Annotated in this window: 20 protein-coding genes; 7 read left to right on the top strand and 13 right to left on the bottom strand. The window is 52.2% G+C overall.

The genetic code is table 11. From position 1 onward, the window contains the following. Positions 1–9: 9 nt before the first annotated feature. From J2T14_RS06760 to J2T14_RS06740, 5 genes are all read right to left on the bottom strand, one after another. Positions 10–972, bottom strand: a complete 963-nt coding sequence (locus J2T14_RS06760; protein ID WP_307469181.1) for an ABC transporter permease — start codon at positions 970–972, stop codon at positions 10–12. Between the two features lie 248 nt (positions 973–1,220). Next, positions 1,221–2,753 (bottom strand): response regulator transcription factor, encoded by a 1,533-nt coding sequence (locus tag J2T14_RS06755; protein ID WP_307469178.1) that lies wholly within the window; start codon positions 2,751–2,753, stop codon positions 1,221–1,223. Continuing rightward, positions 2,746–4,542 (bottom strand): sensor histidine kinase, encoded by a 1,797-nt coding sequence (locus J2T14_RS06750; RefSeq protein WP_307469176.1) that lies wholly within the window; start codon positions 4,540–4,542, stop codon positions 2,746–2,748. The genes J2T14_RS06755 and J2T14_RS06750 overlap by 8 nt, the downstream gene beginning before the upstream one ends. Positions 4,543–4,765: 223 nt before the next feature. Next, the gene (locus J2T14_RS06745) at positions 4,766–7,603 is read right to left on the bottom strand and encodes a glycoside hydrolase family 3 C-terminal domain-containing protein (protein ID WP_307469174.1); all 2,838 of its coding nucleotides are present in this window, start codon (positions 7,601–7,603) and stop codon (positions 4,766–4,768) included. A gap of 43 nt (positions 7,604–7,646) precedes the next feature. After that, positions 7,647–10,028 (bottom strand): glycoside hydrolase family 95 protein, encoded by a 2,382-nt coding sequence (locus J2T14_RS06740; RefSeq protein ID WP_307469171.1) that lies wholly within the window; start codon positions 10,026–10,028, stop codon positions 7,647–7,649. 247 nt (positions 10,029–10,275) lie between these two features. On the opposite strand from J2T14_RS06740, the gene J2T14_RS06735 reads away from it, so the two are divergent. Further along, the gene (locus tag J2T14_RS06735; RefSeq protein ID WP_307469169.1) at positions 10,276–10,689 is read left to right on the top strand and encodes an HIT family protein; all 414 of its coding nucleotides are present in this window, start codon (positions 10,276–10,278) and stop codon (positions 10,687–10,689) included. A gap of 682 nt (positions 10,690–11,371) precedes the next feature. Here J2T14_RS06735 and J2T14_RS06730 read toward each other — a convergent pair. Together J2T14_RS06730 and J2T14_RS06725 are read right to left on the bottom strand one after the other, a co-directional pair. Further along, entirely contained in the window at positions 11,372–12,211 is an 840-nt protein-coding gene (locus J2T14_RS06730) for a sugar phosphate isomerase/epimerase family protein (protein ID WP_307203606.1), read from the bottom strand. Between the two features lie 17 nt (positions 12,212–12,228). Next, entirely contained in the window at positions 12,229–13,308 is a 1,080-nt protein-coding gene (locus tag J2T14_RS06725; protein WP_307469163.1) for a Gfo/Idh/MocA family protein, read from the bottom strand. Positions 13,309–13,465: 157 nt separating this feature from the next. Here J2T14_RS06725 and J2T14_RS06720 point away from each other — a divergent pair, with 157 nt between their 5' ends. Together J2T14_RS06720 and J2T14_RS06715 are read left to right on the top strand one after the other, a co-directional pair. Beyond that, entirely contained in the window at positions 13,466–14,335 is an 870-nt protein-coding gene (locus J2T14_RS06720) for a helix-turn-helix domain-containing protein (protein WP_307203604.1), read from the top strand. A 396-nt stretch (positions 14,336–14,731) separates the two neighbouring features. Further along, on the top strand, positions 14,732–16,663 hold the full coding sequence (locus tag J2T14_RS06715; protein WP_307469161.1) for an eCIS core domain-containing protein: 1,932 nt from the start codon (positions 14,732–14,734) through the stop codon (positions 16,661–16,663). 518 nt (positions 16,664–17,181) lie between these two features. On the opposite strand, the gene J2T14_RS06710 is transcribed toward J2T14_RS06715, so the two are convergent. The 6 genes from J2T14_RS06710 to J2T14_RS06685 form a co-directional block, all read right to left on the bottom strand. After that, entirely contained in the window at positions 17,182–17,439 is a 258-nt protein-coding gene (locus J2T14_RS06710) for a hypothetical protein (RefSeq protein ID WP_307203602.1), read from the bottom strand. Between the two features lie 132 nt (positions 17,440–17,571). Then, positions 17,572–18,756, bottom strand: coding sequence for a YhgE/Pip domain-containing protein (locus J2T14_RS06705; protein WP_373458115.1), 1,185 nt, complete (start codon positions 18,754–18,756; stop codon positions 17,572–17,574). 104 nt (positions 18,757–18,860) lie between these two features. Next, entirely contained in the window at positions 18,861–19,478 is a 618-nt protein-coding gene (locus J2T14_RS06700) for a TetR/AcrR family transcriptional regulator (RefSeq protein ID WP_307203601.1), read from the bottom strand. A 116-nt stretch (positions 19,479–19,594) separates the two neighbouring features. After that, complete coding sequence (locus tag J2T14_RS06695; RefSeq protein WP_307469157.1) at positions 19,595–20,311, bottom strand: DUF3105 domain-containing protein; 717 nt, start codon at positions 20,309–20,311, stop codon at positions 19,595–19,597. Positions 20,312–20,358: 47 nt separating this feature from the next. Beyond that, positions 20,359–21,234, bottom strand: a complete 876-nt coding sequence (locus J2T14_RS06690; protein WP_307469154.1) for a M56 family metallopeptidase — start codon at positions 21,232–21,234, stop codon at positions 20,359–20,361. Beyond that, positions 21,231–21,650 (bottom strand): BlaI/MecI/CopY family transcriptional regulator, encoded by a 420-nt coding sequence (locus J2T14_RS06685; protein WP_307203598.1) that lies wholly within the window; start codon positions 21,648–21,650, stop codon positions 21,231–21,233. The genes J2T14_RS06690 and J2T14_RS06685 overlap by 4 nt, the downstream gene beginning before the upstream one ends. Before the next feature lie 168 nt (positions 21,651–21,818). Here J2T14_RS06685 and J2T14_RS06680 point away from each other — a divergent pair, with 168 nt between their 5' ends. The 4 genes from J2T14_RS06680 (at position 21,819) to J2T14_RS06665 (ending at position 24,404) form a co-directional block, all read left to right on the top strand. Beyond that, a complete protein-coding gene (locus tag J2T14_RS06680; RefSeq protein WP_307203597.1) occupies positions 21,819–22,265 on the top strand; it encodes a tellurite resistance TerB family protein in 447 nt (148 codons plus the stop codon). A gap of 193 nt (positions 22,266–22,458) precedes the next feature. Continuing rightward, on the top strand, positions 22,459–23,022 hold the full coding sequence (locus J2T14_RS06675; protein WP_307470389.1) for a bifunctional transcriptional activator/DNA repair enzyme AdaA: 564 nt from the start codon (positions 22,459–22,461) through the stop codon (positions 23,020–23,022). A 4-nt stretch (positions 23,023–23,026) separates the two neighbouring features. After that, positions 23,027–23,590, top strand: coding sequence for a methylated-DNA--[protein]-cysteine S-methyltransferase (locus J2T14_RS06670; RefSeq protein ID WP_307203596.1), 564 nt, complete (start codon positions 23,027–23,029; stop codon positions 23,588–23,590). After that, positions 23,583–24,404, top strand: coding sequence for an SPL family radical SAM protein (locus tag J2T14_RS06665; RefSeq protein ID WP_307469151.1), 822 nt, complete (start codon positions 23,583–23,585; stop codon positions 24,402–24,404). Before J2T14_RS06670 ends, J2T14_RS06665 begins: the two co-directional genes overlap by 8 nt. Positions 24,405–24,407 lie beyond the last annotated feature (3 nt).

Genomic DNA, 24,407 nt, shown 5'->3' with positions numbered 1-24,407 from the left:
CCGATCCTCCTATATGATTGATTCTTTGGTGACTCGTTTGTAAATACCGTTCGCGATTAATACGAGCAGAATGCTGACGACGGAGTTGAATATGCCGATTGCCGTACCATACGAATAGCGGCTCATTTGAATCCCGTACTTGAGCGCGTACAAATCGAGTACTTCCGAATAATCCGTTACGAGAGGATTGCCTAGAAGCATTTGCTTCTCGAAGCCGATGCTGACCAAATGCCCGATGGAAAGAATGAAAAGCACCATGAACGTCGTGCGAATGCCAGGCAGCGTAATATGCCACATTTTGCGGAAGCGGCCTGCGCCGTCAACCGTCGAGGCCTCATACAGCTCCGGATCGATGCCAGCCATCGCAGCCAAGAAGATGATCGAATTCCACCCAAGCTCCTTCCATAGATCCGACAACGTGACGATTCCCCAGAACCAGCTGCCCTTTGCCATGAATTGAACCGGCTCTTCAATGAGATGGAGCGACATCAACAATTGGTTGACTGCGCCGCCGTCGGTTGACAGCATCTTCGATACGAGACCGGCTACAACGACCCATGACACGAAATGGGGCAAATACGAAATCGTTTGAATCGAACGCTTGAAAAACTGCCCCTTCATTTCGTTAAGCAGCAGCGCGAATATGACAGGAATCGTAAATCCAACGATAAGGCCCATCGAGCTCATGGCCAGCGTATTGCGAAGGACGAGATAGAATCGTTCATCTCCGAACAATTCAACAAAATTGTCCAGCCCTACCCACTTCTGATCCAAGAACGAATTTTTTGGTTTGTAGTTCTGGAATGCGGTGATCCAGCCCCATACCGGGACGTATGCGAATACAATGACCCAAATGACGAAAGGCAGTGACATCAGATACAAATAACGCTGCTGAAGGGCTCTCTTCCATACGGAAGACCGCTTCTTCTCCGTCCCTTTCTGCGGAACGTCTGTTGCTGTTAGCGATTTCATGAATGCTCCTCCTATTTAACGAACACAGTCGGCTTGGCAAGCATCGATTATTTATCTTCTAAAGCTTGCCCTCTCTCTTATGTCCTAATGATACCCGACGGAAAGGATACCCTTGCACCCGACAAATCCGTGAGAAAATCATATAAAAATAAGTTCTTTCAAGCGCTTTCATTTTTATTTTTGACATGAATAAAAAAAAAGACGGGCAGCCGCATTTGTTCTGAACGAGAACGATCGGCAAGCCCGGCTTATATTTTTTTGTACGTGGAAGGCGATACGCCTTTGTACTTCTTGAACTTGCTGTGAAAGTAATCGACGTTGGCATATCCGACGCGCTCCGAAACCTGATGCACCTTCATCCCCTCCTGCAGCAGCTCGATCGCATGCTGGATTCGGATCTGATCGAGGTAGGTGTTGAAGTGCTGTCCGGTGTGGCTTTTGAACATTTTGCCCAAATACCCGCTATTGTAGTTGAACAGATCGGCCAATGTTTCCAGCTTAAGATTCTCGTAATAATGGCGCTCTATAAAATCCGTTATTTGCTTCATGACCGAAGAAGCATCCGAACGGCCGACCCTCTGTGCCAAATCAGCCAGCTTGAGCTGCAGCTTATCGAGCATCTCATTATAATGATGCTCCAGGTAGAGCGCGGTAATCATCGGTAAATACTCTTGTATCGGCAAGGAAGGATTAGCCGTGGCTACCTTGTTCAACACAATCGACACAATACTCGCCCAGGATGACTTCAGCATCTGCTCGGTAGCGCCACCCATCGCCGCAATCTTGGCTTCCGCTTCGCTGAGCGCCTTCTCTACGCCCTCTACGCTGCCAATGTCAATCATATAATAAAGCTGCAACGCAAACGATTCAACGATTTGTGAGAGGTCGTCCTCGACTTCTCTTGTCTCTTCGGACAATGTCGCGATATGAATCTGCTGTCCTTTGAGCATGAATCGGCTCTTCAGCAAGTCGTTAACGGGTTGTGCCCAGCCCTGCAGCTCCCGCCAGTCGCGAACAGGCTCGCTAACGGCTGCTGCAAATCTTGCGTTCGGACCGCACAGTTCCGTCAGCCAGCCGGTCATCTGTTCCCTTGAGCCGCTTTGAAGCAAATAATCTTTCAGCAGCACGCCAATGTATGGCTCGGCGCTGAACACAAACCCCATTTCTTTCTGCTCGATCAGCTCGGCAAGCTTCTTCTTGAACGTATCGCCCCTCGTTAACGAATGCTCGCGGCTGTATACTTCAATCAACATGAGCTGATAATACTTCGCGGTCATGCCGAGCAGCGCCTGCGCCTCGTTATCTGCCGGTACCTCCTCTAGCAGGTGACCGCCAGACAGCTTCTGAAGCAATTCCTCCCTGCGCAGCAGAAGCGTCTGCTCGCTGTTTACCTGCTGCTCGCCTCTCCGCTTCAGGCTCCCGGCGATTCGCTCGACATACGTCTCAAGCTCATCCTCGTCCACCGGCTTCAATATATAGCCGTCAACGCCGAAACCGATCGCTTTCTTCGCATATTCAAAGTCCGCATATCCGCTTAAAATGATAAAATTCGTCGTTGTATCGTTTTTTCTAACTTCGTTAATAAACTGCAAACCGTCCATGCCCGGCATACGGATGTCGATAAGAATAAGATCGGGCTGCAGCGCTTGATATTTATCCAGCGCGTCGAGACCGTTCGATGCTTCGCCTATAACGACAAAGCCATGCTTGTCCCATTCGATAATCGTTTTTAACCCTTCGCGTATCATCGGTTCATCGTCAACAATCAACACTTTATGCATAATGATGACCCCCCATCGGTATCTCGAACGTAATGCGGGTGCCCTCGGCTCCGCTCTGAATTTGGAGGCCATGAGCCTCGCCGTATATCATTGTCAGTCTCTGATGAACGTTGCGGAGTCCGATCCGGTATTCGTCTTCTTCTTCCATATCGTGCAGCGACGCAATAATTTGACCCATTCTTTCCTCGCTGATGCCGACGCCGTTATCGGCAACCTCCACCCGGAGCTTATTGCCGTCGACTCTTGTCGATAAGGATATGAACCCGCCTTCAGCCCGGTTCTCCAGTCCATGAACGACCGCATTCTCAATTAGCGGTTGAATAATGAGAGGCGGTATCTCGATCCCTTCGCTTTGGTGCGCAATATCAATCTGGAAGGTGAGACGCTCGTCGCCGTACCTGAACTTCTGAATTTCCAAATAGCTGTGAACGATCTCTATCTCGTCCCTTAACGCGATCTTCTTCGTCCCGACCTCGAGGTTTCGTCTGATCATTTTGCCTAGCATTCGTACAATGTAGGATATCTCTTTCTCGCCTTTAATATGGGCTTTCATACGAATGGATTCGAGCGCATTGAACAGGAAATGCGGATTGATCTGGCTCGCCATCATCTTCAGCTTGATTTCTTTCTGCCTCAGTTGCAACTGCGCCTGCTGCTGATGCGATTCGGATACTTCGTCCATGAGTCCCCGAATGCTGACAACCATGTTGTTGAACTGTCTCGAAAGCAGTCCGATCTCGTCATTGCCGCTCACATCGGAAATCACGTTTAAGTCGCCTAACGCTACTTTGTTCAAATCTTTGTTCAGCACAAGCATGCGCTTCGCCAGAATGGAGGAGAAGAAGTAGATCAATATGAAAGCGATGACGAGACTGATCATAATAATCCCGAACCCTAACAAACTGATCCGGTTAGCGCCGCTTACTATACTATCGATGGTAAATACCGATATGATCTTCAGTCCGTTGCTGCTGGACGCCGGCATCAGATTCTCGATCACAACCTTGGACGGTTTGCCTTCGAACTTGAATTCATACGTCCCTTCCGGCTTGTCCGTCAATTCGCTGGCAAAGTCCAGCTCGGATATTCTCAGTCCCACCCAGCCGGTGTTTTTGGCAGCGACAATATAACCGTTGTCATCGATAATCATTGTATCGAACGGCTCTTGGCTGATCATCGCGTTTAATTCCTGCGGATTAACGTCGATAACGAGAACGCCGCTCGTACGGTAAGTCGGGAATGATATTTTGCGAATAAGGCTTAAATATTTGTTGTTTTGCTTCGTCTCGTCGTTAATATACGCCCAAACAATGTCTTCTTGCGCCAGCGCGGAGTTATACCAGGGCATTGCAGTAATCTCGTCTTTTACTTTCAGAAATTCCCAGTTGTCCAGTATGGTCATGTTGGTCGTATAGAAACGAATATTGTAAACCTCGTTGTACAGCTTAATGTAATCGCGGAAGTCGCGATAATCCCAGAATGCCTTCACAACCTCGAAGGCAGACTGATACTGCGTATTGACGACATTCGTCAGGCGGCTGTCCACGAGCAGCGTATCGGATATTTCGATCGGCATCCGGATAATGTCGGTTGTCTGCTTCTTGATGCGCTCCACGTTATTCGTAATCTGCTGCGTGGCCTGGTCGAGAACGTTCTGCCTGAATGCAACGGTCAAGAACACGCCCACGATAAGCACCGGCACGAATACGACTAAGACGAACGAGAAAATCAGTTTATTTTTGATACGTACGTTATTCATTTTTTTCGTTATCTTTTTCATGCTGATCATCGCTCAAGCTGCCTCCTTGGCAAGGAAAGCGTTTTCTTATTTTAAAATAAGCATCCTATATAATATAACATTGTTTACCCGGAGCATACCCTCATAATTAGACAATTTTTCAGATTCGAATCGGAGATACGGATGTGAAAAAAGAGACCCGTGGAGCTTGCAGCATGCTCGCTGCTTACTCCTTCGGGTCTCCTTCTTCAAAAGGACATGCAATATTGCGTACTTAGTGGATCCGGAAGCTGCTCAGCTTAACGCTGCCGCTCAGTTCCAGATACAAGTCTTTCGATGCGTCAACTCCGTCCAGCTTTACCGAGACGGTGCTCCAAGGTTGCTCTCCGCTCGCCCGCACCTCGAGGATAGCCGCAACGGCTCCGCTCTCGCCGCCTGACCGAACCGTAATGGCGCCGCCTGCTTCGCCACCGGCTGCTCTTACCTCGATATTCGCGGCTCCATTGCTCCAATCGATGTCTTTGAAGGCGATCCAGCCGGTTTCACCGGATAGACGGATGCATGAGCCGCCTTCTTTGCTCTCGTCCAAGTAAACGCCGGCATACTCGTCATAGTTGTCCGCTCGGGTCTGAAGCGATAGATTGCGGGCCGGTATGATTTCGCCTGCAATGGCAATCGACGCCTCCGCCTTCACGTCGGCCGATGATCCGCCTGCCATGAACGTATATTCCGCCGTCTCCAGACAAAATACGTCGCGCGTTACGTCCCAAATTGCCAGCTCTTCCGCCGGTACCGCAAGCTGGACAAGCTTCGTCTCGCCCGGCTGCAGCGCGATTCGCGTGAAGCCAACGAGCTTCTTGAGCGGACGTTCCACTCTTGAGCCTTGAACGCGGACATAGAGCTGTACAACCTCGTCGGCTTTCATGGATGAATGATTCGTAACGCGAAGCTGGACTTGAACTTCGCCGTTCATCCCTTTCGTGCGGTCGGCAATCTCTAGTCCGCTATACGAGAATCGACCGTAGCTAAGACCGTGACCGAATGGATAAAGCGGCTCGCCGTCGAAGTACAAATAAGTCCGCTTTCCTTTGCGAATGTCGTAGTCCATCAGGTCGGTAAGCTGCTCCTCCGACTTGTACCACGTCATGTTCAGGCGTCCGGCCGGCGAGTAGTCGCCGAATAAAACATCCGCTACGGCGTTGCCGAGCTCTTGTCCCGCATGCGACAAGTAAACGACTGCCGGAATGCTGCCGTTCACTTCATTCAGCGCGAACGGATAGCTGCCGATGACGACAACGATCGTATTCGGGTTCGCCGCGTGAACGGCGCTGATCAGCTCGTTCTGCGATGCGGCAAGGTCAAGGCTCGGACGATCGATCTCTTCTTTGCCGTTAATGAGAGGATTGTTGCCGACGAACACGATTGCCGTTTCTGCCGATTTCGCCGCTGCCACTGCTTCGGCGATACCATCGCTTACGACCTTCTTAGCGAACAGTCCGGATTGCTTGTTCGCGCCTTCGCCGTCCTCTTCGGATACGACGAGCGAGCCCGCTCCGCCTTCCGAAGCGACGACCGGCTTGCCGTTCCAAGTACGGATAGCCAATTGGCCGCCCTCTTGCTCGTCCAGCTTGAATACTTCCTTCACGAACCAGCCGAACGCTTCGTCCGCGTTGGCTGCAATGTTCGCATCGTCCGCGCTCGTGAGCAACTTGCCGTTCCGGATGCTTTGCAGCGTATAGCTGCCCCAGCCCCAATCGGCCAGCTCGAACGTATCGCCGGCGATGCCCTTGCCCGCAGCCTGTAGACGGTTCCCGTTGTCAGCCGCGATACGCAGCTCTTCGCCGCTTGCCGCCGATTGCAAAACGATGCGGTCGTTTCCGCTGCTATACGTGACGTTCTTTCCTTCGAGTTTGCTGGTTATGCCTTGCAGCGGCGTTACTTTGTAAGGGAGCGAGCCCGAGTACCAGTCGCGGTACACGATATCGGCAAGCGGTCCAATAACGGCAACGCTGCGGAGCTTCTCTTTATTAAGCGGAAGCGCATTGTTCTCGTTCTTCAGCAATACGATCGATTCACGCGCGGCACGGAGCGACAGCTCGGCATGCTCAGGCGCGCATAGCTTCGACTCTGGCGTATTCGCATAAGGCACTTCTTCATCCGTATCGAATTCGCCTAGCAAGAAACGCACGCGGAAAGTGTTAATGAGCGCCACGTCAAGATCGCTTTCCGCTAGCAGCCCTTCTGCAAGTGCTTCGCGGATAGCCGCGCAGGACTTGTCTTTGTCGTCGGTAATGCTGTCGATGCCCGCTTTGATCGAATGCGCGACAGCTTCCTTATAATTGTCGTAATAGTGGTGATCGTTCACGATGCCCAGCAGATCGCCCGCATCGCTGACGATAAAGCCGTTCATGCCCCACTCTTCCTTCACGACCTTGTTAACGTCGTCATGGAGAATCGTCGGCGTGCCGTTGACCGAATTATACGAAGTCATCATCGAATGCGCGCCGCCCTTAACGAAAGCAGGCTTGAACGCGGCTTGATAATATTCCTTCATGTTGCGCGGGTCGATGCTTGCCGAGCAGCTGCCTCGATTGATTTCATTGTTGTTGCCGATAAAATGCTTCAGCGTCGCGACCGCCTTAAAGTACTTCGGATGGTCGCCTTGGATACCCTGTACAAGTCCGGCCGTCAGTTCTCCGGTCAGCTTCGGATCTTCGCCGTACGCTTCCTCCGTACGCCCCCAACGCGGATCGCGCTCCATATCGACAGTCGGCGCCCATAGAGTAAGACCGTTAATTGCCGGATTGCGCTGATAATAGACGCGCGCCTCGTCGCCGATAACCGATCCGATCTCCTTCATGATTTCCGGATTCCAGGTACAGCCAAGGCCGATCGGCTGCGGGAAAGTCGTCGCCTCGCCCAGCCAAGCCATGCCGTGGGCGGCTTCCGTACCGTGTTTATAAGCCTTCACGCCAAGCCGATCAATCGCCGGCTGGTATTGCACCATCGATTCGACCTTCTCTTCAAGCGTAAAGCGGGACACGAGATCGACCGCGCGCTCATGCGCCGGCAAAGCCGAATTTTCATAAGGGTAACGCGTTTGATTCGTCATTAAGACACTCTCCTCGTCTATTTCGCATTTCATCGTTATTTATTTATTTGACTGTTATGGTATACCATTGTCCGGCTGTAGTGGTGAATGGCTTGCTTGCATCCATTGCCGTTCCGTTCGCCGAACGAACGTCAAGCGCTCTATCCGCGTACGACAAACTGCAATTCTGCCCATGCGTCGAATGGATGCGGGCTTCCGTCAGCTTGCCATCAGCCCAGCTAAGATCGACTTCGAAGCCGCCTCTGGCCTTCAAGCCTCTAACATACCCTGTCGGCCATGCTTCCGGCAGAGAGGGCAATAGCTCGATCTTGTCCAAATGGCTTTGGAGAAGCAGCTCCGCAATGCCGGCCGTTCCGCCAAAGTTGCCGTCGATTTGGAACGGAGGGTGGTCATCGAACAGATTCGGATGCGTCGACCGGGCGAGAAGCGTATGAATGAACCGATACGCCTGCTCCGGCTCGCGAAGACGGGCGTACAAGTTGATTAGCCACGCGCAGCTCCAGCCCGTATGCCCGCCGCCATTGGCAATCCGGCTCGCAAGCGACTGCCTGCCCGCTTCTAGCAGCTCGGGCGTACTCTCGCGGTTAACGGCCGTTCCCGGATAAATGCCGTAGAGATGGGACACATGGCGGTGCCCAGGCTCTTGCTCCTCAAAGCAATGATGCCATTCTTGAAGCAACCCGTTTGGCGTAATTCGCAAAGGCGGCAGTTTGCCGAGAGCCGACTCAATCCTAGTTGACAATTGCTCATCCGCTCCAAGCAGGTTAGCCGCAACCAGCATATGCTCGAACAGCTCGCGGATCAGCGTGATATCCATCGCCGATGAAACGGCTACGCTGCACGCTTCTCCCTCATCCGTCAGAAACTTATTTTCCGGCGACGTCGAAGGCGACGTCATCAGGTATCCGTCTTCGGACTCAACCAGCCAGTCGAGACAGAACAATGCCGCGCCGCGCATGAGCGGATATGCTTTGTCGCGCAGAAACGCCAGCTCCGGATTGTACAAATAATGCTCCCATAGATGCTGCGTCAACCATACGCCGCCAAGCGGCCAGAACGCCCAGCTCGGATGTCCGGCGGTCGGAGTGGACGCGCGCCATAGATCGACGTTATGATGCGCGACCCAGCCCTCCGCGCCATAATGGATCGCCGCTGTCCGCGTGCCGTTCTCGCTAAGCTCTTCGATCATCCGCAGCAGCGGCTCATGACATTCGCTCAAATTAGCGAGCTCTGCCGGCCAGTAGTTCATTTGGGTATTGATGTTCGTCGTATAGTCGCTGTTCCAAGGCGGCTGGATTCGATCATTCCATATGCCTTGCAGATTAGCAGGCTGCGTGCCTGGTCTTGAGCTTGCCATTAGCAGGTAGCGGCCGTATTGGAAGTAGAGCGCCTCAAGCCCCGGATCGCTCTCGCCGCGCTTGTACGCGGCAAGCCGCTCATCGGTCGGCAGGAGCCCGTTCTCCGTCACGCCCAAATGCAGCTGAACGCGCCGGAACAGCTTCTGATGCTCCGCAATATGCCGCTCGCGCAGCTTATCGTATCCAAGGGCGGCAGCCGCCTCTAATAGGCGGTCGTTGGCCTCGCGCAGCTCGTCCGCCGTGCCCTCCGGCTGTTTGTCGTACCCCTTGAAGCTCGTTGCGGCGGAGAGGATCAGGGTAATCGTCCGCCCATGCTTCGCCGTCATACTTTGCCGGTGCGCGCTAGCCGTCGTTGTCACGCCATCGCCAAGTTGAATGGCAAGACGCGCTTGGAAAGCGATGCCTCGATCCTCTTCGTATTGCACCGATCTCGGATGATCCCCCATATAGTTGTCCGCCACATGCGTAGGACAACGGCCGTTAAGCGTAAGCAGGCTGTCATTCTCGCTGCTCGACTCGTATGGCTGCGGGGAGGTGAGCGATGCTTCGATCGTTAAGCCGTCTTCCCCCTCCGCCTCATACCTGACGCACAGCACCTGATCGACGGCGCTGACGAACAGCTCTCGGCGATAGAACGTATCGCCCATGCGGAAGCTAACCGACTGAATCGCATGATCCAGATCAAGCGACCTTGTATACTCGGCGGCCTGCTGCTTGCCGCCGCCGTCAAACGTTTGCTTCAACCACAAATCACCGAGCGGCTGATACGATTCCACATTGCGTCCAAGCAGCTTCGACTGGACGAGCTGTTCGGCTTCTACGTATTTCTTCTCCGCAATCAGTTCTCGCACGCGCTTCAAATAGCGCAGCGCCTCGTAATTGTTCGTATCGCGGGGAAATCCCGACCATAACGTATCCTCGTTCAATTGAATGCGTTCGTTATATGCGTCTCCGAAAACCATGCCGCCCATGCGGCCGTTGCCGACAGGGAGCGCCTCCTCCCATCGTGAGGCCGGCTGCTTGTACCATAGCGACCATAGTTGCCCGTTACCCGTTTTTTTGTCCATTAGCTTCGCTCCTGTTACCGCTTTCATCAACGTGAAAGAAGGTTATAATTCATCATAGCTACAATGCATCTGCCGCAACACCCGCAAGATCTCACGAAAAATCATATAGAAATTAGCGTTGCGCCATGCTACCATTCTATATCATTACGCCTTCTTCACATCATAGCATCGCAAGTCTGCAATTACAGTCGGATTCTTGTTTGAAAATGAAAAAGAACATTAGCGAATGGATGGGAGCGGTTATGGAATGGAATGCTTAGGCTGCAGAATCGCTAACGGTACCGAACCGGATGTAAATGTCGTCTATGAGAACGAATTCGTCGCCTGCGTGCTTGATATCGCGCCATTCAACGAGGGACATGCCCTCATTCTGCCCAAGAGGCATTACCTCGACGCGGAAGATCTCGACACCGATACCGCTTATGCCGTTATGGATGCGTCGAGACGTATTTCCGTCGCGTTGAAAAATGCGTTCCGGCCCGATGGCATCACAATCTGCCAGAATGGCGGGGCGTTCAACGACCTCGCTCACTATCATATGCATCTCATTCCGAGATACATAGGAGACGGATTCTCTTGGAGCAAGCCTTTGCGGGCGCATGGCGCGGAGAAGCGTCTAGCGCTAACGAAGGCGAAGCTCGTTCATGCATTTAACGGTTAGCGAAAAGCAACAAGGCGCTGTCTCGATCAGCGACAACCGAATCTAATGGTCGGTTGCATATTGCGACAGGCGCCTATATTGGATCTCTGCATTAACTTTGTCCAGTCGAACGGTGTTTTTTTAACCTATGTTGGATTTCAGCGCTAACTTTCCGCGGGAGGGCCTTCATGTGGCATCTCCGAAGCAAAGTTGATGCGAGAATCCAATATAGCAGCGAATAGTGCTTTCTAGGGGTATTCTATCCTGCTGAAATCCAACATGCATAAATTCAACCTGTTGCCGGCCGCCTTTTCGGTCGATCATCAATGAGCTTGCGGACAAACAGGAAATTGGATTAAATTTCCACATTGATCAAAGTGCCCCTAGGTTTGCCAAAGAATGGCTTCATGATAAAACGTCGAAGTGCATCCCAAGGACAATCCCGTATTAACTGGAAAATCTCCTTCTATATTCTGCAAATATCCTTCGATCCAAATAATAACGGGATAAGCTCCAGTTATTTTCGAGCATATTCATCCGTTCCTTCAATTGATCCATATATGAGCGGGAGAAATTCCCGCTATTCCATCTAACACCTTTATTTTCATGAATTTAACGGTAGTTAGTCCCTCTAAATAAATTGGAGCAGCTCAAGAAAAAGAAGCCATCGACTCCTTACAGGAATCGATGGCTTCCGTATTTTCTATTGCAACCCAGCGGCTGCGTACACTTTGTCGAAGCCGGCTTTGGAGCGCTCGGCGAGGCTGTCTGCCGTGCCTTGCGGCGCTTCCGCGCTCAGTATTTCTTGCACGACCGGGCCCTTGTAGCCGATCTTGTGAAGCGAGCTAAGAAAGCCGGCCAAGTCGATAACGCCTTCGCCCGGATATACCCTGCCGTTGTCGAGCGCTTCCGCGACCGGTACGTTAGGCGCGTCGTTGATATGAACATGAACGATCTGCTCCGGACGCAGCGCTTCAATATCCGACGGGCCAAGCTCGTTCGTGTACCAGTGGTACGCGTCGAACAGCAAGCCGACATTGCTCTCGCCGATCGCATCGATCCAATCGAGCGTTTCTTGCAGCGTCCATATGAACGGATTCGCCCAGCGCGTGCGCAAGTGGTGCGGGCCTACGAACTCAAGGCCTAGACGGATGCCGTATGCTCCAAGCACTTGCGCGCAGGTGCGCAAGCGGCGAGTTGCCAATGCCATGAAGTGCGCAGCCGGCAAATCCGTAGAAGGCAAAATATACGTACAGCAGCTCGTGCAGCCAAGCGATGCCGCTGCTGCTGCCGCGGAAGCCAGTTCCTTCAAGCCTTCACGGAACATCTCCTCCGAACCGCGCCATTCCACAGGAAGCCCGATCGAGCCGATCACGACTCCGTTAGACGCGAGCAATTCGCGCGCCCCTTCTAGTCCATGGCGCTCGATCAGGCCACGCGCATCGAGATCGACGGCTTGAAAGCCGTATTTTGCCGCAAGCTCAATAAACTGCTCGTCGCTGTCCAGCTTGCCTAGACCTGCGCCTGATAGTCCTCTTAGCATTTCGCAACTGCCTCCTTCTATTTAATATCCCAGTTCAGCTTCACTTCGTTGCCCGTGCGGGACGACTCGTAAATCGCATCCAGTATCAAGTTGTTCGTGTAGCCCGTAAGCGCCGACGTGATCGGCTGCTTGCCATCGCGGATACATTCGAGGAAATGGCGGCTGAGACGTCGTCTCTCGCCTTCGTCGTTGTCCGCTTTGGTCAGTGCCGTCTCGATCGGGCGATCGAACTTCTCGGTTAACAGCTTGCCATTCCCTCCGCGATAGCTTGCGCCGCCCTCGGAGCCCATCAAATGAACAAACGGCGTATTGTCGGTATCCATATGGACCGCCCAGCTCACTTCAAGCGACAGCGTGCTGCCGTCTTCCATCTTGATAAGCGCCGTTGCCAAGTCTTCCACATCGTACGTGCCGTCCCAGTTCGGCTTGCCCCATGTTCCGATGCCTTTGCGCTTCGGACCAAACTCCGCATACGTTGCGCCGTACACCGATACCGGCTTCGGATTGCCCATCAAATAGAGCGCGAGGTCTAGCATATGGACGCCGATGTCGATCAGCGGGCCGCCCCCTGCCTCGTTCATTTTCGTAAACCAAGTGCCCCAGCCCGGAATGCCTTTGCGACGGAACCAGCCCGTCTTCGCCGTATAAATTTTGCCTAGCTCACCGCGCTCGACCTGTTCCTTGATTTGCATCGGAACCGATTCCCAACGCATTTGGTGACCGACCATGACAACCTTGTCGGATGCCTGGCTCGCTTTCAAAATTTGTCGGGCAGCGTCGCTGTTAATCCCCATCGGCTTCTCGAGGAGAACATGCTTGTCTGCCGCAAGCGCTTGAATCGCAAGCGGAGCATGGAATTGATTCGGTACGCCAACGATAACCGCGTCCACGTCCGAACGCGCAATCAGCTCCTCGGGAGAAGCAGCTACGTTCGTTATGCCGAATTCCTTCGCCCTCTCTTGCGCCAAAGGCAAATAGGCATCCGTAATCGCCGTAATCTCGCATTGGTCCGCCAGGTTAGAGAATTCCGCCGCATGCACCCGGCCGATATTGCCTGCGCCAATGATGCCGATTCTAATTTTATTGTCGCTTGCCATCGTATAAAGTCCTCCCAAATGTATAATAATCCATCGTTATTTGTTCTGCGGAAGCTAACCCAAGTCAGCTTACCTCATTTATGGTAGTATAAAAGAATAAAGAAAGCGTGCTCTTTCTTCGATAAAAGTCTCAGTTTTTCGGAGGTAGCCCTAGAAGATGACCTATTTTCCCGATTATTTGAAAACGTATCCAAATATGGACACCTCTTCGCCGCTGCATATTAGCTTGAACCGGCTTAATAGCGGCTTCCGCCCTCACCGGCATGATTTTTTGGAATTCTCATTCGTTGTTGACGGCGTCGGCGCGGAAGCGATCAACGATGTGACTCATATCATGAAGCCCGGTACGTTTACCTTCGTCCTCCCCTATCAGGTGCATGAGCTGTTCACCGAGCAAGGCAGCACGCTTGTCCTGTACAATTGCAACTTCAGCATGGACTTGCTTATGGGGCCCGGTCGGGACGAATCGCTTATCGATTTCATCGAGCAGCTCACGCTTCCGTCCTTCGTTCAGCTTGACGGGCAAGCAAACGGGAAGATGGCCTCGCTCATTGAGGAGATGTACGCAGAATACCGGAGCTCGAAGCCATGGCGACTGACGCTGCTTCAATTGAAGCTAAAGGAAATACTGATCCACTTCGACCGCGAGCGGCGCAAGGCCGCACCTATTCCCGAGGATGCACAACCGGCCAGCAAGAGAAGCAACGCCGTATGGCCGATCATCCACCATATTCATCTCCATTACCATGAGGATCTGTCGCTTGCCGACCTGTCTGCCAAATTCTCGATGAGCATTTCACGCATTAGCGAGGTCATTAAGCAAACGACCGGCCAGACGTTCGTCCATTTTTTGCACGACCTGCGGCTGCGCCACGCATGCAGCCTGCTCGTTTCGACGGAGATGAGCGTGTCCGAGATTGCGCTTGAGGTCGGTTACGGCTCCTACAAAACGTTTTCGCGTATCTTTCATGAGAAGAAAGGCGTCGTGCCGAAAGAATACCGCAAAACGAAATTAAACCAACCATGAGCAAAGCCGAGCCCGCTAGTTAAGCAGGCTCGGCTTTCCCTTATTATTTCGTATAATGAATAACGGCGCTTACAACCCCTGCCACAACCAGACAGCCGTAAACGATAAAAGAAATAATCATCAACTGTCGCCTACTCACAGCTCCGCTTCCCTTCTGCGTCATAATAGGCTTTCTCTTTCCTAAGCCATACTATGCAGCCCGTGACAAATGCGGAGATTGTCCTCGCTATTTCTTTGCGTCCTCAGCGTAATCTTTCCTTCCTAAAGGCTCATTACGATCAAATTGCATGTTCTCTCGTGCCAATAATTGTATTACAATATACGTAATCGACAAAACGACATGATTCGTCATTCATCGCCCTAGGGCCGTATTCCGATCCGGAGAGAGGTATGCCTATGTCTTTCGAGCACCATCAGAAGGCTGCGAACAAGCAGGCCGCTTCAAAATCCAACGATATTCAGGCGGCTGGGAGCACCGTAAGCCAAGCTCCCCTATCGCCCTCTCAGCAGCTGCTTCAATTCCAGCAAACTGCCGGCAATCAGGCCGCGCTGCAAATGCATCGCGGACAAGCCGTCCAGCGGAAAGCGAGCGGCAGCGATGTAAGCCCGGCTCAAGGCGGCGCCTCCTCCGCTTCCTCCGGAGGTGCAGGCCGTAACCAGCTGCCGTTGCCTTTAGCTGACAAAATACAAGCCGCGTTCAAAGTCGACGCTTCCACCGTCAACATTCACCCCAATTCCTCTGCGGCCGCGGATGTAGGCGCCCTTGCTTATACGCAAGGCAATGACATCCACTTCGCGCCGGGACAATATAATCCCGAATCGCCGCAAGGGCAGGAGCTGATCGGTCACGAAATGACCCATATCGTGCAGCAGCGCGCAGGCAGAGTGAAGCCTACGACGGAAATAGGCGGCTTGCCCGTTAACGACGATCCGAAGCTTGAGCGCGAGGCGGAGAGCATGGGCAGACGTACCGCCGCGGCGAACGGTCCGGTTCAGCGTTCAGCCGATCCTGCTGCCGCTGCCCCTGCCTCCAAAGCGGGAAACGCTAATTCGAAGGCTCCAATCCAACGCCTGCCAACCCGCAAGCAGATGGAAAAGGAGCTGGATCCGAAATCGAATTTCCTGTTCATTAAGAACAGCACGCGGGTGAAGTCCTTCCTCTCCCTGCTCGACAAGTTCAATAACTATGTGGACAAAACGGACGTAGGCAGGACGCCGGACGAGATCAAGAAACAGATGGTCGTTCTTAAGTCGCTGTACGGAAGCGTCGAGCAGTCCGCGCTTCAATATATTCAGAGCAAGGAGGAGGGCGAAAAGCAGGAGTCGATGGTGCAATTCCTCGAGCGGTTGAAGCGAGAACGAGCGCTTGTGCTGCTGAAAGCGCAGAATTACGTCGACTCCCCTCCCTCTCTCCCGCCAAAATGGTTTATCGTCATGACCAGCCTGCGCGGCATGGAGCCGACTACGATCAACGACATTAACAAAACCGGCGAAAGCGGCAGCGGTGCCCTTAATTCCGTCGACTTCGTCAATCTCGGCGATCGCGAAGGCGTATTCAAAAGCGACAAGCAGAAAATCGTAGAAGGCAGCGAGATCCAGGACGCAACGGAAGCGGAGAAGCGTTCCGCCGACACCGAGCACTGGGTTGCGACCGACAAAGCGAACATCAATCCGAACGATGCGCATATGGCGGCGCGCAACGTCGCGGCTTCGCGGCTTGACAAGTGGCTGGGCGCTGGCGTTATCGCCCATGCGGAGTTCGCTCTCCACGAGAGCGGCGGCTCTGTCAAATCCGGTTCTTTCATGGAGAAGGCCAAGGGGCAGCAAGCGGGCAAGTTCGAGACAACGACAATCGACTTCGCTGATCCCGTGCTTCAGCGAAGCTTATCGCGGTTGCAGCTCATGGACGCGCTGTCGATGCAGGTCGACCGCCACACGGGCAACTTCTTCGTCCAGACGGACGATAGCGGCAACGTTCTTGGCGTTACCGGCATCGATAACGATATGTCGTTCGGAGAACGCACCGATGTTCACAAGGGAGTCCAGGAATATCCGGGCCTCAGCCGGTTCGTCGACAAGGACTTGGCGGAGCGCATCATCGCGCTGCAGGACGACGACCTCGTCTTCCTCGTTGCGGACCTGCTGTCAGCGGCGGAAGTGAAGGCCTTGCTGACGAGGCTTAGCTCACTGAAGGCGCATCTCAAGAAGCTGAAGAGCGATGGCATGCTGCTTGAGCCTGACGACTGGAACAAGCAGACGTCCGACGAGCAGCTCGAGGAGAAGAAGAGCTACTTGAACAACTTCAATTGGAAGCTTTCGAAAACGTGACAAGCAGGACTGGCGACAGTCCTGCTTGTTTTATATTTGCCGAGACATAGAGTGGTATAACCGTCATTCCCTACTAACCGTCTATTATACTCATTTGTCTCGTAAGGCTTTCGCACAAGCCGCTTATAAGGGATGAGCATAAGCTATATTAGACTACTAGGAAAGGAGCTGACAGAATAATGTGTTGCAAACCATTTTGCCCAACTGTTCGCGTATACGATCCTCCTGTCACTGTTGTAAACGACGTGTACCATCCGCAAATCGTGGAAGTCGTTCATCAAGTGAATGTCGTTACACGCCACCATTGCGTGCCGTGTGAAAAACATATCTATGAATATAATTACCAGGATGAAGGGCTCTCCCCAAGCGGCGCCGATGGCAGTAACGGAACGTCTACTATTTCCAAAGCTAAATCGAGAAAAAAACGGTCCAAACGATAGACTTCGACTTTGATGAAAAACGAAAAAAGGGCACCCGATCGATCATCGGAATGCCCTCTTCCTCGTTAGCCGTTCATCCTATATAGGCTCGCTTTTTCTTTCAGCGAAATGATACACGCCCAGCCTCTGATCGGTCTCGCGAATCCGATGAATCAGCCGGCATAGATTGCCCATCATATCGGCGTCCCTCGTGGACGAGGCGGCCTGATACAAGGTGTGGAGACTGCCCAGCGCGTGGTCCCTATTGACCGCACCATTCCTCAAGTTGCTTAGCACTTTCTCAGTCTCGGCATTAATGAACCATACGACACGCTGCTTTAAAGAAGAATTTTTCAACGATCAGCCCTCCGATGATTGTCATGAAGAATACAATAATCAGTATACCGATCATCAGCCAAAAACACTGTCGAAGAGCGAAGTCGAAAAACGAAAGGTTTGGTTGTTTTTTATGCCCCAACCCTATCGAAGTTACTGTTCGCTCACCGTGCCGCGCCGACGGGAAGGAATGAAGGCGGATGCCAGCAGCGCGAGCATGCTTATAACGGCGAGCCAGACGAGAACGGTCGTGGCATGGTTCATCGACAGTCCCTGTCCGAAGAAGAACAGTTCACGCAGGCCCTCAATCATGAATCGCATCGGCAGCCAGGTAAGTACATAGTCTTGATAGAACGAAGGCAGGAACTCGGCAGGCATATTAAGCAGCGGCGCGCCAAAGAACAAGAAGATGACGAAGATTGCCATCCCTTTAATACCGATTAACGAGAACACCGCCGATATCATTAAGAAGAAAGCCATGTAGCTGATCGCGAGGAACAGCGCCGTCTCATTGAACCGCGGGATGTTAAGCCCCCAGTTATCCGCGAACCATGTGAAGCTGTAGCCTGCAATTAATGCCAGTACGATGCCGTAGAGCACTTGAGCCAGATTCACTTTTAGCTTGGCAATCGGGGAGGTAAGCTTCAAGCTTTTTTTCACGAATAAGAAAATAATACCCCCGACGATACTCGCCATCCATAGCGGCTGGAACAACGAGAACGGCGCGTTGCCGCCCGCGCTATGCGCACCCGTTACGTTCACGTTCGTTACGTCCTTGACGATCGGCGCCGCGAACGCTGCGGCTTGCTTCGTCGACATCGTTCCGCCCTGCTCATCGAAGAACGCGATAAGCTCGCCTTGCAGCTTCGCATTTATGCCGTCAACCAATTGGTTGAGAACTTGGCTCGCCATGGTCGAAGCCATCGTGCTCATGCCTTGATTGACATAAATGGCAACATGCGCCTGCGTCGGTTCTGGTGAACGCAGCGACGCTTGATTGCGGCTGAAATCGGCAGGAATGACGAGCGCTGCATAATATTGCTGATCGTTAAGGCCTGCTTGAACTTCCTCGTCACTGCCTACGCCGATCCACTTGATCGGAGCTTCGCCTGCTTCCGTGCCGCTGGCGGCAGCTTGCGCATTTTGAACGATGAGGTCGCCCATATTGACATTGCCTTGATTCGGAATATCGACGCCCTCGTCCTCATTCACAATCGCGACAGGCAATTGCTTCGGCGCAGGGTTAATGGATGGAATAGCCGTCAAGCTAAATATAAATAAAACGACAATAACGATAACCGGAAGCAATAAAGTCAATTTGTTTTTGAATATGCTCATCTTATAAGTTCTCCCTCTCTGCGTTCGATTTTCATTGATTGAACGTACGCTCAATTTAATGGTCTAAATAAATCCTTGAACATCGGCCGGCTAACTGTCAGTGTTCAAGGATTCTCCCATAAGGTAACTGTAAAATCGACCATCTCTCTAATATAGCTGCTTTTATCGGGTTCATGCACAAAATCGATTCCTATAATTTCGCTAAGAATCAACTGCATGCCCATGCCGACAAATTGCTTCGCCGCGAGTTTGTAATTGAGCTCGCGAATTTCGCCCCGCTCATGCCGCCTTTGAAGGAAATCCCTGAAGAACGACTGCTGCGATTGAATAAAACCCGTAAGCTTGTCGCGCTCTTCCTTCTCGAGCACATCGCTTTCGCGCACCAGAATACGTGCCGAGTCCATATCTTCCATGAACAACTCGTACATCCGCCTAAGCAGCGCAACAAGCGCTTCCCGTATCGGCAATTGCTCGATGTTCTTGTTCACGGTCGATATTTCGATGAAACGGCGCTCGAAGCTTTCCTGAATCAATACGGACAGAATCTCGCGCTTGCCGCCCGGAAAGTAGTGGTATAAGATCCCGTCTCCCATGTTCAAATTCCGATTAATAGCACGTACAGGAGTGCCATGATAGCCTTTCTCGGCAAAAAGCGCCTTGGCTGTCTCCAGCAGCTTCTGTCTCGTTTCGGCTGCTTGTTCCTTACGTGTGCTCCCAGCCATGTCAGCCATGAGCCTCCTTTCCGTTCAACGATCGTTTAACGAATTATAGCTTTAATTACGGAGCAATGTCAAATCATAAAACAGACGTCCGCCACTCGGGCAGACGTCTATTCCGTTTACATCGTTCCGCCGCCTTGGCGAATGTTAGCCGGAATCTGTTCCGGTCCGCGGTTGATATTGTCGTAAATGAACTGGGCGACCGCTCGTTCATTGAAGCCGTCGAGCTCCATCGTCTTCGTCCAAGCCGTGACGACCAGCTCCGCGCCCTCCGGCAATTCATCGTTAGGAACGGCAAGCACGCCTGCGCCTGCCTCGCGGAACTTCGCCAAGTATTGAAGCAAAGTCACTTGGTCATGAGTAACGGACGGACGGTAGTGAATAATGATGTCGCCGTGTTCAAGATTATGGACAAGCATCTCGAAGGCAGGCCGTTCATTGTAGAAACCGAACTTCAGATCATGCGGGCTATGCGGTCCGGACGTAGGAATTTTCATTTCGTAATTGACCGTGCTGTCGGTATGATCCGCTCCAAAATACTCATCGGTCTTCACTTCGATCTGCATGTCGTAGTTCAACTCCGCCACATCGTACGTCTGCATCCATTTCGGCAAATAATGAACGAATACGAGAATAAGCGCGACTACGATAAGCAAATGTCCGGCAAGGCGGAACTTCTTGACCGTCTGCTTCAGGACGTTCCTCGCTTCCTTCTTCATCCGATTGGCGCTTTCCTTGTTCTTGCGGGCAGCCAGTACATAGCTTACGATTGCGATTATAAATATAAGTCCGGCGATGTACAGCCAAATTGCCGATTCCGATCCTTGATTGTGCATGTTAATATGTGTTTCCATAATGGTTCACGACACGACCTTTCTATTCATTAAGTCATTGCAAGTATTGTCATCGACATGAGGAGCAGCAATCCATATACCGAAATAACGATGGCTGGCGTCTCCAGCTTGAGCGGAATCGTTCTCCGCGGTTCAACCAGCTGCTGCAGCCTGTAATTGATGGCTTCGTCCGAGAACGAAGCCAGTACGGGGCTTGCCGCCGCCACATTGCGGAGGACGCCGCTGCTATGCACCATTTTCAACAAGGCGCCCCCTAGTCCCAGCTCCGAGCCCGTCTCCTTGATCGCATGCTCGTCCGCTTGGAGCTCGCACATGATCTTGTAGTTGGCGTACGACCATCTCGTTAGCGGGATGAACCAGAGCGATTGCGATATCAACTGCAAAACAAACAGCTTCAGCGCGTCATAGTTGCGCCAATGAAACGCCTCATGCATAATGACGGCCTCCAGCTCATGCTCGTCGAGCAGCCGGACAAGTCCGCTTGACAAGACGATTGTCGGCTTTCGAAAACCCATCGTGAACGCTAGCGGCTGCGCATGCTCGATGACGATCATGGATGCTCGCGGCAAGACATCGAATCTTTGCTCTAATTGTTCAGTCAACAGGTACAGTTGAAGCGACTTCATAACAGCTTTGAAGCGAGTTAAGCGCATGTATTGCTGGACCAATCGGATGATGGCAATGAGCAGCATATGGACGATGAAAGCGTTCATCGCATAAGTAATCAGGTTATAATAGAATGACTGCTGCTTGAACAAGCTGAGACAGAACTCAAAAATATTCAAATGAACGTTCATGCCGAACATAAGATGAGTCGCATACATACCGATTTGCCCAAGCACGACCAAAGCAATAAGCACGCTTAACGACAGGACGATATTCGACTTCGTCTTCCAACTCGTCATGGGCTGTCCTTCTTAAGCTGCTGCAGTCTAGCCTCCAGCCTCTGAATCAACGACTCGTCAACCTCTTTGATCGCATCGAGCATATGGTTGATCACGACTCCACCGAACTCGTCGAGCAGGTTCTCGGTCAGCTTCCTCGATTGTTCGTCGATGAAGGCTTCCTTCGATTGAACCGGGCGATACAAGGAAAGCCTGCCTTGATGCCTCTTCTGCAAAATGCCTTTGTCCACTAACCGGTTCATGACGGTCATGACCGTGTTGAAGTTGACCGGCTTGTCCTTCTCAAGACGGAACTGAACCTCCTTAATGCTAAGGTCCCCATCCGCACTCCATAAGAGCTCCATGACCTTCGCTTCCAAGGAGCCAAAAAATCGGTTTAAGCCGATTTCATCGTATTTAAAATGATTGATTTTCATATACGTCTCCCTCCACTACACATTATAGTGCAACCAGGCTCGCAAATTCAAGCGCCTTCCATTTAGTAGCATTGCGCCACCCTCTTCCGACAAAATACACCGAAATTTGCAAACCACCCTCCAATACTACTACAATAGAAAATAACAAATCTAAGGAGGCTTACCACAATGAGCACATTTAAATCTTGGCTGCAAAGCAGCAAGCAAGGGCTGACCGATCAAGTTAAAAAATTCAAAAATAAAGATTTCCTGGACGCTGTCGTGGCAGGATGCGCAATTGTCGCCGGAGCCGACGGTTCGATTGATTCCGCCGAGAAACAAAAAATGTCGGGCTACATAAGCCGCAGCGAGGAATTAAAAGTATTCGACATGGGCGATGTCATTAACCGCTTCAACCATTTCGCTAGCAATATTGAATTCGACGGCATGATCGGCAAGCAAGAAGCGCTGAAAGCAATCGGAAAATTCCGCGGCAAGCCAGATGTCGCCCGCGTAATCGTCGGCGTATGCAGCGCGATCGGCGCAGCAGACGGCAACTTCGATCCGCACGAGAAAGCGGCCGTAGCCGATATTTGCAACGCGCTTGGCCTCAATCCTAGCGAATTCAACCTGTAGGAATATACATGGAACAAGCCCCGTGCGCCAACTTGCGTACGGGGCTCTTTCTGCCCCCTGAATTACGTTATCTTGCTTTTATATCGGAAATCGCGTACAGTGGGCTGCCCTAGAGGGTATACTAAAGCCAGAGGTGAGATGGATGAGAGCTCGTAATGAGGAGCACGACGATGGGGTGGACCAAGCGGTAAGCATGGTGCAAGAAAGGTTGACGGAAGAGAAGTGGCAGGCGATCCTTCATAACGATGCGGATTACGACGGCAAGTTCTGGTACGCGGTCAAGACGACGTCCATCTTCTGTCGTCCATCCTGTAAATCCAAACCGCCGAAGAAGGAAAACGTTCGCATCTATCTGACGGCCGAGCAAGCATTAACCGGCGGATTCCGGCCTTGCAAGAGATGCAAGCCGACAGGCGAGAAACTGCCGGACGAAGAATGGATCGGTCATGTAACCGACTATATTGTCAGCCATTATAAGGAGCACTTGACGCTGGAGCTGCTTGCCGACACCAGCCATAGCAGCCCCTATCATTTGCAGCGAACGTTCAAACGAATTAGCGGAATAACGCCAACCGAGTACATTCAAGACCTAAGAATTCAGCATGCCAAGACGCTGCTCGTACGATCCGATCGTAAAATAGCCGAAATCGGTTCGCAGGTCGGCATGACGAATACGCCATATTTCGTTACCCTGTTCAAACAGAAAGTCGGCTGCACCCCTGCCAGCTATCGGCGGCAGCATAAGAGAGGGGATTAAATTTATGAAGGCTAACGGCAATACGATTATCTATTGGTCGCTACTATCCGTAGACGATTGGAAGCTTCATCTTGCGGCAACGACTGCGGGACTGTGCTATATAGGTTCGCAGAATCAACCCCTTGATGAGATAGCCATGTGGGCAAGCAAGAAATTCCCGGGCAGCGAGCTCATCCGCGATGACGAAATGCTGCAAGCTTACAAAACGGAATTGATCGCCTATCTGCAAGGCACGCAAGACAGCTTCGGCATGCCGCTCGACCTGCAAGGAACCCCTTTCCAGTTAACTGTATGGAAAGAACTGTGCGAGATTCCGTACGGTCATACCGCTTCGTATTCGGATATTGCAAACCGCGTGGACAAACCATCTGCCGTGCGTGCTGTTGGTACGGCCATCGGAGCGAATCCAGTCCTTATTACCGTCCCTTGTCATCGGGTTATCGGCAAGAACGGTTCGCTAACCGGATTTCGAGGCGGCATTGCCATGAAGTCGGCGTTGCTGACGCTGGAGAAGAACCGCTTCGGCGCCGAGGTTACAACGGAGAAGGAAAACGTCGTTCATGGCTAATGAATCGCACACTTACACCTATCCGAAGACGATCCTTAACAAAGGGACAGGTTATTTATCCGGATTCAGCCATACGCTCAATCCTTACGCAGGCTGCTCATTCAGCTGCTCCTACTGCTACGTGCGGCAAATGCCGATTTCGCTCTTTCGTCAAGAGCAATGGGGAACATGGGTCGATATTAAGCAGGACGCCGCGAAGCTGCTCCGCAAGGAACTCGCTCTTGCCAAACGCAAAGGCGCTGTCACGATCTTTATGTCGACAAGTACCGATCCTTATCAGCCGGCCGAATACAAGGAGCGAGTCACCCGCTCCTTGCTCGAGGCAATGGTCGACGAGCCGCCCGACTTCGTGCTTGTACAGACGCGAAGCCCGCTCGTACGCCGCGACATCGATTTGTTCGCGCAGCTAGGCGATAAAGTCCGAATCAGCATGACGGTGGAGACGGATCTCGAACACATTCGCAAGCAGTTCACGCCCGAAGCCCCTCCGATTGCCGCAAGGCTGAAGACGCTGCAGTTGCTCGCCGACGCCGGTATTCCGGCGCAAGCGACTATCGCGCCCTTGCTTCCAAGCAGCGGGCGGTTTCCGAAGCTGCTGAAGCCGCTCGTTAATCGTGTGTGCATCGACGATTATTTCATGGGCGACGGCAGCGGAGGCAAACGAACGAGGAAAATCGGAGTGGAAGCGATCTATAAGCGGCTCGGACTTGAGGATTGGTACAAGCCCGGCGCTTATCGGATCGTCTATGACCGATTCATAGAGGAATTTCCGGAGGAACAAGTGTATATTAGCCAGAAAGGCTTTGAGCCGTAAATG

It is taken from the genome of Paenibacillus harenae, from assembly GCF_030812415.1.
Classification (GTDB): domain Bacteria; phylum Bacillota; class Bacilli; order Paenibacillales; family Paenibacillaceae; genus Pristimantibacillus; species Pristimantibacillus harenae_A.
The sequence above is the reverse complement of the archived record's forward strand: the minus strand, read 5'-3'. Positions and strand labels throughout refer to the sequence as shown.